Here is a 15,762-nt window from a genome sequence, read left to right as displayed (position 1 = left end):
ATGAAACTGTTTAAAACAAGAAAAACATATTACTTATATAACCCGAATACGCTTAGTTACGAGCGCGTTTACCCCTCCGCCAAAGACCGCTTCTTCATTGTGCTCCGTCATTTGAGTATCGGTGCGGCAATCGGTATCGGCGTCTTTTTTATCCTGATGTACACGATCGACTCACCGGTCGAATCGCTGTTGAAGAAAGAGAACAAACTGCTACAGACCCAATACGAACTCCTTTCCCTTCGGCTGACGAATGCCCTGGAAGTACTGGACGACATCCAACAACGTGATGAAAATCTGTACCGCGCTATCTTCCAGGCCGAATCCATTCCGGAATCGGTGCGTAAGTCCGGTTTCGGAGGAACCAACCGTTACGAACATCTGATGAACCTACCCAACCCGGAATTGGTAGTCTCTACCGCACAGAAGATGGATATGCTGTCCAAGCAACTTTATATACAGTCCAACTCCCTGGAAGAGTTGATCAAGCTAGGAAAGAACCAGGAAGAACGCAGCCGGTGTATACCAGCCATACAGCCCATATCCAATAAGGACCTGCGCCGTACGGCATCCGGTTACGGGGTGCGTATCGACCCGATCTACCGGACCCCCCGTTTCCACTCGGGGATGGACTTCTCTGCCAAAGTCGGAACGGAGATTTATGCGACCGGTGACGGCGTGGTTACTTTTGCCGCCTGGAAACAAGGGTATGGTAACTGTCTGATGATCGATCACGGCTACGGATTCCAGACACTTTACGGACACATGAGCAAATTCAAAAAACGTGTCGGCCAGAAGGTGACGCGCGGAGAAGTGATCGGAGAAGTCGGAAATACCGGAAAATCAACCGGCCCGCACCTGCATTACGAAGTGATAGTACGTGGCAAACATGATAACCCGTCCAGATATTACTACATGGATCTTACTCCGGAAGAATACGACCGTATGATCCAGATCGCAGAAAACCATGGACAGGTAATGGATTAAACATCTTTAAGACGATGGCATTAAATAAAGATAAAAATCTGAAGTTGTATTTCTCCATCAGCGAGGTAGCACAGATGTTCGACGTCAACGAATCGACCCTGCGCTTCTGGGAGAAGGAATTCGATATTATCCGCCCGCGTAAGACGGCCAAAGGAACCCGTTTCTACAAGCAGGAAGATATCGACGCGGTGCGTCTGATCTTCCATCTGGTCAAGGAACGGGGCATGACGCTGGCGGGTGCCCGGCAAAAACTGAAAGATAACAGGGAGACAACGATCCGGCAGGAAGAGATCGTCAATAAACTGAAACAAATAAAGGAAGAACTATTGTCGATGAAAGCCGCATTCGATGCCCTCGCCCCTTCCGAAATCCCCCAGGAAGAGAAAATCTAAGCCAAACAATTAGCAGGTTACGCCGGAAAAGTGTACCTTCGCCGACAATTTAATAGAACAATAAATATGGAAATTACGGGAAAAATTATTGCCGTACTGCCAGTACAGGGCGGCACAAGTAAAAACGGAAACGAGTGGAAAAAACAGGAGTACGTATTAGAAACACATGACCAATACCCTAAGAAAGTTTGCTTCCAGATCTTCGGTGCCGACCGCATCGAACAGGCAGCGATACAACCCGGAGAAGAATTGACCGTATCATTCGATATAGATAGCCGTGAATATCAGGGACGTTGGTTCACAAATATCAGCGCATGGAAGGTAGACCGTCCGATGGCGATGGCTCCTCAGTCTGCACCGGGTGCTATGACTCCGGATAATTTTGCACCGGCTTCTGCGCCGACAGCACCGGCTGCTCCTGATTTCGGCCCGGCTAATCCGATCGACGACCTGCCATTCTGATGAATGTCATTGCTTTAATCGGTGGCTTACTCCTCATCCTGGTCGGAGCGAACGCTCTGACCGATGGGTTTCAAAAGACCTAATAAAGGTCACTGTAAATCATTTATTATTTGTTGTACAGTGGCCTTTAGTGGCTTTAAATGCTTACGAATAACAATTAAAACCATATCCGGATCGACATCGGCATACTGATGGGATATATAATTCCGCATGCCAAATATTTGCTTCCAGGGTATCTCGGGATAATTTATCAGCAACATTTTATCAGTTTTCTTATCAACAGCCAAAGCTGTTTCACCAATGAACTGAATACGCATCAAATTAGCATCCAATAAGGTCATACCCCATGGAGTAGACAGATAATCTTCTACCGAAGTGATCTTCTTATTTCTTTCCAAAAGAACATCGATAGATTCGATAAGCAATTCCAATCGGTTTACTATCTCTTCTTTAAGCTGGTATTCCATCTTCTTCGATCCTTTTAAGTAACAGTTTATTCAATCCTCTTCGAAGACGCAGCAAGTCTATTTTACAACCGCAGAGAGTTTCCAATTCATCACTTATGTATCCCATGATAAACGGGTCGGCTTCACGCAATTCAACAAAAACATCCAAATCACTACCTGCATGTTGTTCACCACGTGCAACCGAACCAAATATGCCCATAGATAATATGCCATACTTTTCTGCATGTTTCTGCATAAAAGAACGCAAAATAGCCAGATATTCACTTGTTGACTTCATAAATAGAATTTTTAGACTATGCTACAAAGATAACAAAATCTATCAAGAAGATTGTCTATGAGCAGCTTATATTCCATCAGAACGGATACCCAATTGCCAGGTGCCAGCCCGGAGTATATTTGGGAACGTTGAAATAACCGTTTTTATCCGTTTCGTAAGGAACATGCAGAGGGATACCCATGTCCAGACGGATAACGATGAAGGTCAGATCGTAACGCAAACCGACACCGGCATCGAGTGCCAGGTCTTTCAGGAAACGACCCCATTTCAACTGACCGCCGGGACGTTGATCGTCGTTACGGATCAACCAGATGTTACCGGTATCGATAAAAGCTGCCCCATGCAGGTCGCCCAGGATCGGGAAACGGTATTCGAGATTGGCTTCGAACTTCAGGTCACCGGTCTGGTCCAGATAACTGTACGTATTATTTTCCTCCGGATGATAGCGGCCCGGACCGATTGAACGGATCGTGAAAGCACGCAGGCTGTTCGCCCCACCGATATAGAACTGCTCGTTGTAAGGAGATATACGGGCATTTCCGTAACTATAAATAGCTCCCGCCATCATACGGCCGACCAGGTGCTGGTTATGACCGATCTTATAATTGTAACGGATCTCCGCCGTTCCTTTCACGAACTGGGCGAATTTATTCCCCAGCAAATGCTTTCCTTCCTCATTGAATTTCTGTCCGGCAATAGCATAACCGGCAGCCAACAAGTTACCCGCCTGTGAAACGGACAGCTGCAGCCAGGTATGGTTCCGTTTGGATGTGATCGGGGCATCGTCGTAGGTATAGGTATACCCCATTGCAGGCACGAACTGATTCTCCAAACTCAGCTTCAGGGCACGGTTATATTTCGTTATACTGTCAAACTCATGCGTCGTCGACTGGAGCAGGTTGTATGTCAGCTTGAACGGCGTGATCGAATGGTGGCTGGTAGCAGACGACTGGTAATCGTACGAAGCATTCCCACCGAAGGCCAGCATCTTAAAGAAACGCGCCCGGTTCAGCTGGTCGACATACAGGCGGAACGAGGTACTCGAAGGATACAAACCATCCTTTTTCATCATTCCGGGGAACAGCAACTGCGGGAATGTCAGCGTCCCACTCAATCCCATCTCCCAACTATTGATAGCCGATTTGGCACCGTCTACCCGCTTACCGGTCTGCCACTCGTAAGAACCGCGCAAACGTACACCGAAGGTCTCACCTCCACCGAACACGTTTCGTTTGGTCACACTGAAGATAGCTCCCGGACCTAACTGGTCGTTACTTTTCGATGTCACGTTCACTTCCAGCTCGCCATCGAGCGGCAGGTCGTAAACGGTGTTGATCTTCAGGTCGAGGGTATCCTGGCGACGGGCCGTATCACGCGGAGTATATTGCATTTCGGAATACCGGAAAATACCGAGACGCGAATAACTGGTCTGCGTCCGCTGCTGGCTCTCCTGCGAATAGAGGTCGCCGGAATGGAAACGCAGGCGGTTGTAAAGTACCGACGGGCGGACACGCAGTTTGCCTTCGTAATAGACCGTCATATCTTTATAACGGATCGAATCGGTCGGCGGCTCGTTATTATAGCCGTTCAGCCAGACGGAAATATCGCCGATCGTCCACGGACGGAGAGCCGCACGCGGCAGGCCAGGTTTTGTCATGACACGAAGTGCCACTTTACCGGGGTTCATGATCGTATCCGCCTGGTAAGTGATGAACTCGGGACGGAAATAATAGAACCCGTTGTTACGCAGCAGAGAGGTGATACGCTGCCGCTCGGCTTCCAGATTCGTTACGTTGAAGTTATCCCCATCACGGAGCAGGCGGTCGCCTATGGTATTTTGTACCAGCGTATCCATTTTATGACGCATCCTGACATAACGGATACTGTCATAGGTATAAGGCTGGTTCATCTCCACCTGGTAGACCAGCTTGGCTTTCTTCGCATTCTTCGGGTTAGTGTCCACCTGGAAAGAAGTCGTTCCATTGAAGTAGCCGTATTCTTTCAGCAGGTTCTGCGCCACTTTGATACGCACGTCGGGATTCACTGTCGAGATAAATACCGGCTTGGCTGCCAGCTTATCGAAAATCCATTTTCCGACTTTTCCTTTTTTATTGACAAAAGCATTATAGACCCACAGGCCAAAGGGGAACGGCACACGGATGGACGAACTTCCCAGCAGGGCATTGTTGGGAGGGTAGGCAAGAGCACCCTCCACTTCGGCAAGGGCATCCTCACCGGCGGTTGTCTTATCGTCGTGGGTAACGTCGATCTTTTTGATTCCGGTATAAAGGACTTCACCTTCGGGGAGGTTTTTGGTGGTCGAACAAGAGAACAGGCATGCTACGGCCAAAAACATCAGCAAATAAGTAGTTGCAGCACCTGCAACAGACTGCCGCAACTTCCGCGAACCAGTTGTTCCTCCTGCAACAGGCTGTCGGGATTCCCGCGAGGCTGCCGCAATGCAGCAACAGGCTGTCGGAATTCCCGCAAGGCTGTCGCAACCTCTGCAACAGGTCGGCGGGGTTTCCGCAAGGCTGTCACAACGATGAAACAGGCCAACGGGACTTCCGCCAGCTTGCTGCAACTGATCATATCTCTTTTTCTCCATTATTCTTCCTCCTCGTAAACCGGTTTAGGTCTGTTTTTCTTAAAGTTGAACAACTCCCGCATATGAAGCATCTTGCGGCGCAGGACGATACCGACCCCTGTCTCCGTGATCTCCCCTTCCAACAAACTTTCGTAGTTTTTGTCGTGGAACAACTTCACGTAGCGCGTTCCGCTGGCATCCAGACGGTATTCGATCGAAACATTGTCGATAAAGGCCTGTGTCTGGTTGCTGTTACTTGCATTCTCGCCGGTCGAGATACGGCCGCCCAGCACGATACGGATACGATCGTTCCAGAAACGTTTGGCAAAACTGAAATTATAATCGGTCCGCTGTCCGCCCGTTCCGTCGCCGTTCTCGTCGTAGCTATCCATACCGAAGGAGATATCGACCGTCTTCAGGGCACTTCCGGCAATATTGCTGATCTCACTGTTCAGGAAACTGTTCAGGGCGGCCCCCATATTCAGGTTCTGTTTCCCACCGCTGCTGTTTGCCAGGTACATTCCGGTGATGATCATGCCGACAGCCAGCTTCGTCCGTTCATCCTCACCCATGCTGTTCAGACTCGTCTGCATCGTCTGATCTTCGGGAGCCGTCAGAACGAACTGCAAGCCCAGATTCTCCAATTGCTGCTTTAGGGCGATACCCACATCGAAGTTCACCATACGCGAACCGCTACCATCCTGGGTTACATTAGTACGGATACGTTCGGTAGCCGTCAGGTCCAGATACGGGTCCATCGGGTCGCCGCTCCACTGCACATAACTGCCGTCCTGTATATTAAATTCCTTCAACGGGATGATCGGCAAAGCATATTTCACAATACCGCCCGAGAGCGTATAACGTCCGTTCAGAACCATCTCGCCCTGCGGGGTATACTGGAAAGAGAGGTCGCCGCCCCCTTCGAGTTCCACTTTGCTGGAACGGTCGGGGGTGATATCGGCATTCAGCCGCACAGACTGGTCGATACGTATCGTCAGCAACATATCCAGGCCGCCCAAAGGTAACGGGGCTTCCTGCCGACGGCGGTTCACCAGTGTATCTTCAAAAGAGGTGAAAGTCACCAGGTCGGAAAGTCGGTCCTGCACCGTCAGCGGAGAATCCTTCATGACATAGGTCACGTTCGTCCCGCCCAACAGTTGCAGGCTGCCACGCATCATCAGCGCATCGAGCGGACCTTTCACCGTCGATGCCAGGTTGACGAGCAACTTGCCGTACACCATGCTTTCCTTATTCCGTTTCACATCGAGCAACTGCATATGGTCGGCCGTCAGTTTCAGGTCTGCCATCATCCTCGACGGATTCCGGAAATCGACCGTACCGTCTATCACGAACGGATTCTTTCCGGCGGCATGGATATGGTATTCGTCGAACAGGATCTTATTGTCCTTCACTACAATCTTCTTATCGTCCACCCGGAAACTCGTTCCTACAGCAGTCACGAACATCGAGGTCGAATCCATCTCGATATATCCGTTCACTTCGGGCGCCTTACTGCTGCCCTTTATCGTCATATTTCCTTCCAGTACACCGTTCAGCGATGTCATATTATCGGGGATAAACGGATTTACCATATCCAGCGGCAGATGCGTCACGTCGAGCGTTCCGTCCAGATGATCTTCTTTCCCCATCTTATAAAGGGCAGTTGCTGACATCACTTCGTTCTGATCGCGGAAGAAGTGCATATCGACCTGATGCTGGTTATCCGCCTGCGGGAGATAAACGGTACTGAACATCAGTTCCCCTACCCGTCCGCCTTCGTAGATCAGATTGTCGATATTCGCATCGACCACCACCAGGAATGAACTGTCCGACGGCGCGTACTGCATGTCGGCACTCAGTATCCCCTGCATGGCCGGTATCTCCGTAAATGCTTTCGAGATAACGTCCAGGTTGATCTGGCTCAATTCGAGATGCAGTTCCTCCATCTTGTCCTTTTCGGGTAGCGAATGAATCCACAAAGAGGCATTTTCATCGCCCGACAGGCGAACGTTGGCAGCAATATCTTTCTCATTCTTATAAAGAATATAATTATCCGGATTCAGTTTGAAAGGACGGAAAGCCAGGATCGGATTGTCCGGGAAGAGATGCAGGTTGATCCCCTCCTCCACCTTGTCGGCACGCAATCCGAGCAAAATACCCGTATCCCCTTTTCCATCTGTGTACAGCACTTCGGCATCGGCAAACGTATTCCGTATCTTCCCCTTGACTCCGGCTGTGAAAGGAGCCTGCTGGCGGAATTTCGTCTTGATCACCCCGGCATCATATAGCAGACCGAGTGAGTCCTGACGGATGGCAAAACTGATCGTATCGATCCGTGTCGTGTCCTGCATCAGATTATAAACGCCCGCATCCAGCCGGAAACCCTCTTCAGGAGAGGTAAAAGCTTCCAGGCTCAGGTTATTGAACGAGATGTTCGCCTGCTGCAATATATTATAGATCGGATTATCCTTTCCCGCCGACACCGCCAGATGCATATCCGGCAACAACGGTTTGAAAGCAGGGATATTGATCATTGAATCTTTTTCAAGCTGTTTGTTCAGCCCCTCGGAAATCTTGTTGAACTTGTCGGTCATTGTTTCCAGGTCGGAGTTACCGGTCAACACGATCCCCAGGTCGCCCGCATGAAAGGAGACACGGGTGGTATCCTTCGTGCTCTGGGCATGCAGGGTAAGCGTTTTCGGCTTATACGTGCCTGTGGTGGTGATCAGTTCCCAGTTTCCCAACGTGACATCGACCAGGTTGTTCTTCCCCATATCCGTTTCCGCCTCCGCAAAAAGCTGGAAAGAGGTAGCCAGCGAATCATTCATCAGATGCATGCCGTAGAGGTCTAAATTCGTGACATCGGCAATCACCATCGCTTTGATCTCTTTCTTCAGCAACGTGGCATTCAGCGTCAGGTCCATTTCCGCCAGCGGGTATTTACTCAACAGGTCGAATTTAAGAAAATTCTTTTCCAGCGAACCGTCCATCGTTACATCGGATACATTATAATTTCCATAGCGGATATCTGTCAGTTTCCCGTCCAGTTTCGCCCATGAAGAACTCTTGAAAGGATCGAAGCCCTTCCCTTCCGCCTGTATGGAAGCGGTCAGATAATACAGCGAATCGAGCGGCATAAAATGAACAGGTTCCAGGCTATCGACTTTCAGGTCGGCTTTATAGGCTTCCTTACCCGGATTGAAACTAGCGGTCAGCAGTACTTTTCCTTTATCTTCCCGCAACAGGAGATCGGCCTTGTACTCATTATTCTTCAATGCAGCCTCACCGGTCAGCTTAATACCGGAAGGGATATTATACCGGTGACGTTCGGCAGCCGGAAGCATACTCAAGAGAAAATCCAGGTTCCCCGTCTCCGCTTTGAGATTCAGTTTTCCCGAACGGCGGATACTGTCGGTAAGCGACTGCATCGTCCCGGAAACATCCATCCGGAAAGTACCCGGCAATTCACCCTTCAACTGGCGGAGAAGCATAGAGGACAAGTTTCCTTCCACACCGGCCGTCAACGATAGCGGTTTCTGCGGATAAGCCTTCTGAAAATCGGCCGGCAGCTCACCGGCAAAGGTCATAACATCTTCTTTTCCCACCGAAGCGGTCAGCAGCACCCGCATGTTCCCTTCCGGATTCTCATCGAAAGAGCTCCAGGGAACCATTGCCAGCAAACGGACCTCGGACGACAGAGTTTTCAGCAACAGTTGCGGAACATTGATGTTCGTGCTATCGCTATGGAAACTACCGGTCAGCGACGAAATAGTCAGTCCCGAACGATCCTCGGCAGATAGTTCGCGGATACGCGCCTTGATATCCCGTCCGCCGTAAAAAAGCGAATCGAGCGAGATCGTGACGTTGCTCAAAGCAATATGTGAAGGATCGAAACCGGCAACCGGATCCTGATAGTTGGCATCGTATCCGAGGGTAGAACCGGTCAGCGTGAACAGATCCGCCCCGTAATGCGAAGCCCCCAGGTCGACAATACCGTCTTTCAGGTTCGCCTTATCGATATAGGTTGACAGACGCAACGAATCCGCAGGCATCTGCATGGCAAACGCTACGCGGTCGAGATTTATCTTTTGAAGGTTCAGAATCCAGTTGACGGCGGTAGAGGTCGTATCGGCCTTCGTCGTCGTATCGTTCAGTAACAGAGTGATCGCCGTATCGGACAGGTCGATCGTATTGAATGTCACCTTCTCTTTCGACAGATTAATGCGGTCGGCTTTGGCATACAAGCGTCCGAGTACCCCTTTTATCTCTATTCCTTCGATAAAAGTACCCGTATTTACTTTCACACCTTCCAGATCGATCGCGTCTACCAGCACTTCCTTTTTCAACAAAGGCAATGCACGCACATTTACAGTCAGGCTTTTCAATGTCAAAAGCGTATCGGCAGGGGTAGTCAATACCTCTACACCGCGAACCGTCAGGTTCAATGGGAAAGAAAGGCGTATCCGTTCTATCCCTATCTGCATCCCGGTAGCTTTACCGGCATAGTAGGCCGCTTTTTTCACGGCAAAGTTCTGAACAGGCGGTATGTATAAAAGTACAGAGACCAATAAAACCAATACCACCGGTATCAGGCATACGATCCCTATTCGTTTCAACCAAATCCTCATTTGTTATATTTGTGTATTCTTTTTTATATTCATAACGGTTAAATACCCTGTTTTGTTTGAAAATTCTTTAACAAATATAGAAAAGAAATTCAAGAATAAAAAGCTTAACCTTCTATCTGCCGGATAACGGAATAAGCATCCTCGATCAATGAGGCCGGATAATCGTTGATTTCCAGGATCCGTATTGCATTCCGCTGGTATAAATTTCCGGACTTCAGCTTATAATCGAACGAAAGCATACCCCCGGATATTGTCTCGCAAAAATGATACAAATCGTATTCATTTGCAAGGAATGTACCCAGTTCGGTATCATGGGTGGAAACCACCACGATATTGCGGGAAGTATTCAGGAATGACAGCACAGCCTTAGCCGCCGCTATCCGTTCAGTCGTGTTCGTTCCTTTAAATATCTCATCCAGCAGGAAAAGGTTGGTCTGTTCGCTTTGGCTGTAAGAAAGCATGTCACGGATCGATTCCACCTCCTTCATGTAAAAGCTCTTGCCATCGGACAGGCTGTCGGACAACATCAGCGCGGCATGTATCATAACGGGCATCTGTAACCGCATCCGCCGGGCAAAAGCGGTATTCAATGTCTGTGCCACGAGAATATTCACGCCTAAAGTCCGGATAAAGGTCGTCTTACCTGACATATTCGAACCGGTAAACAGGACAGAACGCCCTTGTATGCCGATCGCATTCGGAACGCAATTCTCCACCAGCGGATGATACATCCCGTCTGCTTCCACACGCACCTCCCCGTCCGGTTGTTCCGGAAGACAATAAGAAGGAAGCCCTTTACGGAGAAAAGCCACCGACGAAAGGCTATCGGCTAACCCGATAAAACGGAATACGGTTTCGATGGCCGCATTTTTATCTTTCAACAAACGGACCGTCTTATTATAGGACAAAGGTTCTATCAGGAAAAATATCTTTATTATTTCCGTAATCGCCCACAAAATCACAGCCAGGTCGTTATCCAGCCTCGACTCTATTCGCAGGGATTTACTCGACCGCCTCAACGTCTCCAACGAAGCCAGTGCCTCCGGCACCTTTTTACTTATCGCGGATAACAACGGATCAGCCGCCAGTTTCCCTGCTGCGTCCAGCATCTTCATCAACTGGGGCATGGAAACCAGATACCCGAGACCGTTGTGTTTATTCCGGTAATGGAGCACTCCGTTCACCAAAATAGCAACAACCAATAGCAGCAATGCCGGTATCAGCTTATAAAACAGAAACAATAAAAGGAACAGTGTCGGCAAAAGACTGCAAACCCGGAGCACAAACTGCCACCAGGCAGATACAGGCGGATGTTCGGTCTGCAATAAGGGAGCAATACTGTACGCCTCCACCGCCTGTAAAGTATGCAGTTCCTTTACAACAGAGGCATGTCCTCCGGAATCGGCAGAGAACTTTTCAATGATAGCCTCGTTCGCCTTTATCTCTCCTTCCTTGGCCGGGATCGTGCGCATCAGGTTATAAAGGTACTGTTGGCCCACCCGTGAGGCCGTACGGTCGGTAAACATAAACAGATCATCCAGTCCCAGGTCAGAACATGTTTGCTCAGACAATTCCCCCAGAGCCTGTTTATGGGAATCACAACGGAAGAAAGCAGCGATCTCAAAGAAATCATAAGTTTCCGCTTTCTCCTCACCGCCATAACCGGCAGGACGTTTCCGGAAGTTAAAGATACTCATAGGACAATCGTTTATTATCTATATTATTTTAATAAATTCCTGCTTCCACCATCCTCCAGTACTCTCATTTGTTGAATAGCAATCTGATTCAGTTTAATAAGCCGTTCAGCTTGCGACATTCCCTGATCGATAAATACAGCATTAAGATTTTCCATATTGGACAAGCAAATCAATTCGTTTATGGTAGCATAATCGCGAATATTACCTTTCAGTTGCGGATTTTGTTCTCGCCATATCTTTGCAGTCATACCAAACATAGCCACATTCAGCACATCTGCTTCATTTGCATAGATAATATTTAACTGTTTTGGTGTAACTTCGGCTGGAATAAGATTTTGCTTGATAGCATCGGTATGAATACGATAGTTTATCTTTGATAGTTCGCGCTTAGCCGTCCACCCTAGTTGAGCTTGCTCTTCAGCCTTTAACCTTTGGTATTCCTTAACGAGTAACAACTGAAAACGCGGACTTATCCACATTCCAAAATGATAAGCGATATCACAATGTGCATAAGTACCTCCATATCTGCCAGCTTTTGAAACAATCCCCATTGCACCAGTACGCTCAATCCATGTTTTGACAGAAAGAACAAAATTATTACTACCTGACATATTTTTAATTGTACCGAATTCGGTACAATTAAAACAAGGATTATACAACATTTCCCACTCTCCTATATATTCAAGCGTACTTTTCAAGCTAAGCCATCTAAATATAATATGCTCCTGCATTTGACTACGAGCCATGTCTGTCAATGAAATATAATCCTTATCATTATATGTTACAACAGCTATCTCTGTATTTTCCACTTTTATCTTTGCCATGTCACATAGTATTTTATGTTCTGTGTCAAAAGTATATCTTTTTCATTAATATTCAGTACAACCCCTATTATTTAGTTCCAAAATGCGTATGTTTGTCAGACCAAAAAGAGAAAATAAAGATATGTTGAAGTTAGAAGAACTTTGTACCCAGGTACAACAGATAGCCCGGCAAGCCGGGGCTTTCCTGAAAGAGGAACGACGTAAATTCGACCGCGCACGTGTAGAAGAAAAGAGTGCCCACAACTATGTATCGTATGTCGACAAAGAATCGGAAAAATGGCTGATCGCACAACTCTCCGCCCTACTTCCCGAAGCCGGTTTCATTGCCGAAGAAGGTAGCGGAAGCCTGACCGACGAGAACTACTGTTGGTTGGTCGATCCGCTGGACGGGACTTCCAACTATATTCATGACCTTGCCCCTTACTGTGTCAGCATCGCCCTGCGCAACAAGGAGGAGTTATTACTCGGTGTAGTCTATGAAGTCTGCCGGGACGAATGTTTCTATGCCTGGAAAGGAAGCAAGGCTTACCTCGACGGCAGAGAAATTCATGTTTCAGACGTGTCCGACCTCGACAAAGCCTTTATCGATCTGGGATTCCCTTACAACTCGGATGCCTACCGCCCGGTAGCCCTTCACCTGGTCGACAAGCTGTACGGCTTTGCCGGAGGAACCCGGTTGATGGGAGCGGCAGCGGCCGAAGTATGTTATATCGCCGCCGGACGGTTCGAAGCCCGTATCGAAGCCTATATCGGTCCCTGGGATATTGCCGCCGGTGCCCTGATCCTGATGCAGGCAGGAGGCAAAGTGACCGATTTCAGCGGTGGTGACAACTGGCAATCGGGCGATGAAGTGCTTGCCACTAACGGTGCGATGCATGAAACACTGATGCAGTTGATCTCCCGGTCCTGATTTTAAAGGGGAAATATCATTCGTTTACAGGCAATCTTTCCCTGTCTGTCTATTTTATTTGTAACAGCTTGCAATGTCATTTATCTTCACCGATAAATCAACATAATCGAAAGGTATATGAAAAAGAAAATGATTATTGCAAGCTTATTCACTTTTGGCTTACTGGCTTCCGCTGCCGCCCAGCCTCAACACGGACCTTTCCCCGGAAAGCCTCGCTGTTGTTGCTGTTGTTGTAACCATGACAGGCCGGACAGACCGGACCAACGTCCTCCCCGGAAAGGAGAAGCCCCGTCCTTTATCACCGACAAGCTCATAAAGAAACTGTCGCTTACGGACGAGCAGGTGACACAACTCAAAGAGGAAGAGAAAACCTTTATGGAGAAAATGCAACAGATGCGTCCCGACAGGGATAATGAAGAGCAGCTTTCTCCCGACAAGATGAAGGAAAAAATGGATACAATGATGAGCGAGCACGATGCTGCCGTTCAAAAGATCCTGACTGAAGAACAATACAAAAAGTATCAGAAGTACATGAAGGAGAACCGCCCGAAAGGTCCGGGCAATGGAGCTCCCGAAGGTCCGGGCGGACCAGGGGGACCAGGTGGACCCGGTGAAGGATTTGATGGCGATTGGATGGAATAAAAAAGCTTTACCGACCGCAGATAACGCAGAAGAATACAGATATTTCTCAAAAAAAGAAAATAATAAATCTGTAAGCTTCTGCGTATTGTTATTATATGCGGCATTTTATCATAGCAGCTACCGGCATTTGTTATACCAAAAGGAAACCGATATTGCCCCGGGTACATAAAATAACGGCTAGCAAATAGAGTATCTACAGATATATCATTATTTTTACGGGTAATATAAAAACGGAAAGTTATGAACAAACAACTATTCTTATCCCTGATAACGGTCATGATCTGTTTTCTGACAGCTTGTAACCGGCAACCGGCAGGAAGCCGGGCCAATGAATATATAGTAGGTAAACAAACCTATACATTCGCCATAAAAGGAGCAGATACATTACGTCTGGATAAATATGAATTACAGAATATACCAGCTGGTGATACGTTATCCAAACCGGTCATCCTTTTTGCCTTCGGAGGGGGTTTTAAAGGTGGTAACAGGGATAACGACAGTTATATTCCCTACTTTCATTTCCTGGCAAAAAACGGTTATGTAGTTGTATCGACCGATTACCGGACCGGTCTGAAAGATATAGATACCGGGAAGATGACCGACCCGATGCAATTTGCCGCCACTTTACAAAAAGCTATTGCAATGGCTGTTGAAGATTTTTTCGATGCTACACGTTACATTGTCGATAACAGCAAAGAATGGAAAGTAAAACCGGAACAGATCGTTGCCTGTGGTTCCAGTGCCGGGGCCGTCACCTCCCTGCAGGCAGAATATGAAATATGTAACCGAACTCCTTTAACACAAAAACTGCCTGATTCTTTCAATTATGCAGGCGTTATCTCTTTTGCCGGAGCTATCTGTAGTCTGGGAATACCGGACTGGCAGGAATTACCGTGCCCTATTATGCTTTTCCATGGAAATGCAGACCGAACAGTTCCTTTCGATAAGGCTTTACTTGAAAATATGGGGTTATGGGGGTCGAATTTTATAGCGAAACAGTTACAGGTAAAACAATCTCCCTATTATTTCTATCTGGCAGAAGAAGCGGGTCATGAGATGGCAGGGATACCGATGGATAACAACCGGTATGATATCCTGAGTTTTCTGGACCGTTTTGTTCTCCTCCGGCAGAAAGCCTTTATAAACACAATAGAGACTATCCCCGGCAAACCGGAAACTAAAAAGGATTTCACACTCCAGGATTACATTCAGAATAATCTCTAAAAAGATATCAGTTCAGCGACTGTCAATAATAAGTCAATTTGCCAATGTGTCAATAGAATATCAAACTGACAAAATGTTATCTCATGTAACCTGCGGATGAGTTGTATGGAGATGGAGCGGTGAGGGTTTGTTCTTATTCGATCGTAGAGAGGGTTACCATATTCGAGATGTCATAATTACAGATGCATTGATATTATTATATCGTATTATCATTACAATATCCGCTATTTTGTTGTGAGAGACAATTATTGTCGAACTTTTAGGCAGAAGAGAGTTGCTTGCTTTTTTAGCAGTTCCAGAAGTGACTAAATGCTTTATAACATACAATCGAACATTTCCAATGTATATAAAATAACACAAACAACCTTTAATTAACAAATAAACACATTTAAACAAGCAGATATTTCCGCTACAATAAAAATAAAACTCATTTAAAAGGAAAAATAATTCGTTTAAAACGAGTTTATCTTTTTTCTCAATCGAATTAAAAATGCCTATCAGTTAAACATTGCGTTAATAAATGTATATATCCGTTTTCTATAAGAGGAGTAATGTCAAAAGCGTATGTTATTAATGCCCCGATTATTCAACCAAAATGCTTGCGAATTAAATTTTACGCCGACAAAATGACATTTATTTAAAATGAAAAAAGTTCAATTATTATCAGA

At 47.2% G+C, this 15,762-nt stretch carries 12 protein-coding genes; 6 read left to right on the top strand and 6 right to left on the bottom strand.

Annotated elements, in window-relative coordinates:
• The 3 genes from IEY67_RS08680 to IEY67_RS08670 all read left to right on the top strand — a co-directional run bounded on the left by IEY67_RS08680 (nucleotide 1) and on the right by IEY67_RS08670 (nucleotide 1,838).
• On the top strand, nucleotides 1-984 hold the full coding sequence (locus IEY67_RS08680; protein ID WP_122351734.1) for a M23 family metallopeptidase: 984 nt from the start codon (nucleotides 1-3) through the stop codon (nucleotides 982-984).
• Between the two features lie 14 nt (nucleotides 985-998).
• Nucleotides 999-1,376: a MerR family transcriptional regulator gene (locus tag IEY67_RS08675; protein WP_122351735.1), complete on the top strand. Its 378-nt coding sequence runs from the start codon at nucleotides 999-1,001 to the stop codon at nucleotides 1,374-1,376.
• A gap of 66 nt (nucleotides 1,377-1,442) precedes the next feature.
• On the top strand, nucleotides 1,443-1,838 hold the full coding sequence (locus IEY67_RS08670) for a DUF3127 domain-containing protein (RefSeq protein WP_122351736.1): 396 nt from the start codon (nucleotides 1,443-1,445) through the stop codon (nucleotides 1,836-1,838).
• Between the two features lie 89 nt (nucleotides 1,839-1,927).
• Here IEY67_RS08670 and IEY67_RS08665 read toward each other — a convergent pair whose 3' ends face one another.
• The 6 genes from IEY67_RS08665 to IEY67_RS08640 form a co-directional block, all read right to left on the bottom strand.
• Nucleotides 1,928-2,305 carry a HepT-like ribonuclease domain-containing protein gene (locus tag IEY67_RS08665; protein WP_183671219.1) on the bottom strand — a complete coding sequence of 126 codons (378 nt, stop codon included), beginning with the start codon at nucleotides 2,303-2,305 and terminating at the stop codon, nucleotides 1,928-1,930.
• Nucleotides 2,289-2,582 carry a nucleotidyltransferase family protein gene (locus IEY67_RS08660; RefSeq protein ID WP_183671220.1) on the bottom strand — a complete coding sequence of 98 codons (294 nt, stop codon included), beginning with the start codon at nucleotides 2,580-2,582 and terminating at the stop codon, nucleotides 2,289-2,291. Before IEY67_RS08660 ends, IEY67_RS08665 begins: the two co-directional genes overlap by 17 nt.
• A 76-nt stretch (nucleotides 2,583-2,658) precedes the next feature.
• Nucleotides 2,659-4,938 carry a translocation and assembly module lipoprotein TamL gene (gene tamL / locus IEY67_RS08655; protein ID WP_122352007.1) on the bottom strand — a complete coding sequence of 760 codons (2,280 nt, stop codon included), beginning with the start codon at nucleotides 4,936-4,938 and terminating at the stop codon, nucleotides 2,659-2,661.
• A 251-nt stretch (nucleotides 4,939-5,189) separates the two neighbouring features.
• The gene (locus IEY67_RS08650) at nucleotides 5,190-9,797 is read right to left on the bottom strand and encodes a translocation/assembly module TamB domain-containing protein (protein WP_183671221.1); all 4,608 of its coding nucleotides are present in this window, start codon (nucleotides 9,795-9,797) and stop codon (nucleotides 5,190-5,192) included.
• Nucleotides 9,798-9,901: 104 nt separating this feature from the next.
• Complete coding sequence (locus IEY67_RS08645; RefSeq protein ID WP_183671222.1) at nucleotides 9,902-11,494, bottom strand: MutS-related protein; 1,593 nt, start codon at nucleotides 11,492-11,494, stop codon at nucleotides 9,902-9,904.
• Between the two features lie 23 nt (nucleotides 11,495-11,517).
• Complete coding sequence (locus IEY67_RS08640) at nucleotides 11,518-12,318, bottom strand: KilA-N domain-containing protein (RefSeq protein ID WP_183671223.1); 801 nt, start codon at nucleotides 12,316-12,318, stop codon at nucleotides 11,518-11,520.
• A 121-nt stretch (nucleotides 12,319-12,439) separates the two neighbouring features.
• Here IEY67_RS08640 and IEY67_RS08635 point away from each other — a divergent pair, with 121 nt between their 5' ends.
• The 3 genes from IEY67_RS08635 to IEY67_RS08625 all read left to right on the top strand — a co-directional run bounded on the left by IEY67_RS08635 (nucleotide 12,440) and on the right by IEY67_RS08625 (nucleotide 15,094).
• On the top strand, nucleotides 12,440-13,228 hold the full coding sequence (locus tag IEY67_RS08635) for an inositol monophosphatase family protein (RefSeq protein ID WP_122374905.1): 789 nt from the start codon (nucleotides 12,440-12,442) through the stop codon (nucleotides 13,226-13,228).
• A 117-nt stretch (nucleotides 13,229-13,345) separates the two neighbouring features.
• The gene (locus IEY67_RS08630; RefSeq protein ID WP_183671224.1) at nucleotides 13,346-13,870 is read left to right on the top strand and encodes a DUF4890 domain-containing protein; all 525 of its coding nucleotides are present in this window, start codon (nucleotides 13,346-13,348) and stop codon (nucleotides 13,868-13,870) included.
• Nucleotides 13,871-14,110: 240 nt separating this feature from the next.
• Entirely contained in the window at nucleotides 14,111-15,094 is a 984-nt protein-coding gene (locus IEY67_RS08625) for an alpha/beta hydrolase family protein (protein WP_229801005.1), read from the top strand.
• Nucleotides 15,095-15,762 lie beyond the last annotated feature (668 nt).

Source organism: Parabacteroides faecis, assembly GCF_014647375.1.
Lineage (GTDB): Bacteria > Bacteroidota > Bacteroidia > Bacteroidales > Tannerellaceae > Parabacteroides > Parabacteroides faecis.
Note: the sequence above shows the minus strand (reverse complement) of the source record. Positions and strands in the feature narration are given on the sequence as shown.

Bases quoted from the DNA above. Each gene is read 5' to 3' on its own strand.
- tamL (WP_122352007.1), bottom strand. From the start codon at position 4,938: ATGTTTTTGGCCGTAGCATGCCTGTTCTCTTGTTCGACCACCAAAAAC.
- IEY67_RS08645 (WP_183671222.1), bottom strand. From the start codon at position 11,494: ATGAGTATCTTTAACTTCCGGAAACGTCCTGCCGGTTATGGCGGTGAG.
- IEY67_RS08640 (WP_183671223.1), bottom strand. From the start codon at position 12,318: ATGGCAAAGATAAAAGTGGAAAATACAGAGATAGCTGTTGTAACATAT.
- IEY67_RS08660 (WP_183671220.1), bottom strand. From the start codon at position 2,582: ATGAAGTCAACAAGTGAATATCTGGCTATTTTGCGTTCTTTTATGCAG.
- IEY67_RS08630 (WP_183671224.1), top strand. From the start codon at position 13,346: ATGAAAAAGAAAATGATTATTGCAAGCTTATTCACTTTTGGCTTACTG.
- IEY67_RS08625 (WP_229801005.1), top strand. From the start codon at position 14,111: ATGAACAAACAACTATTCTTATCCCTGATAACGGTCATGATCTGTTTT.
- IEY67_RS08650 (WP_183671221.1), bottom strand. From the start codon at position 9,797: ATGAGGATTTGGTTGAAACGAATAGGGATCGTATGCCTGATACCGGTG.
- IEY67_RS08670 (WP_122351736.1), top strand. From the start codon at position 1,443: ATGGAAATTACGGGAAAAATTATTGCCGTACTGCCAGTACAGGGCGGC.
- IEY67_RS08635 (WP_122374905.1), top strand. From the start codon at position 12,440: ATGTTGAAGTTAGAAGAACTTTGTACCCAGGTACAACAGATAGCCCGG.
- IEY67_RS08680 (WP_122351734.1), top strand. From the start codon at position 1: ATGAAACTGTTTAAAACAAGAAAAACATATTACTTATATAACCCGAAT.
- IEY67_RS08665 (WP_183671219.1), bottom strand. From the start codon at position 2,305: ATGGAATACCAGCTTAAAGAAGAGATAGTAAACCGATTGGAATTGCTT.
- IEY67_RS08675 (WP_122351735.1), top strand. From the start codon at position 999: ATGGCATTAAATAAAGATAAAAATCTGAAGTTGTATTTCTCCATCAGC.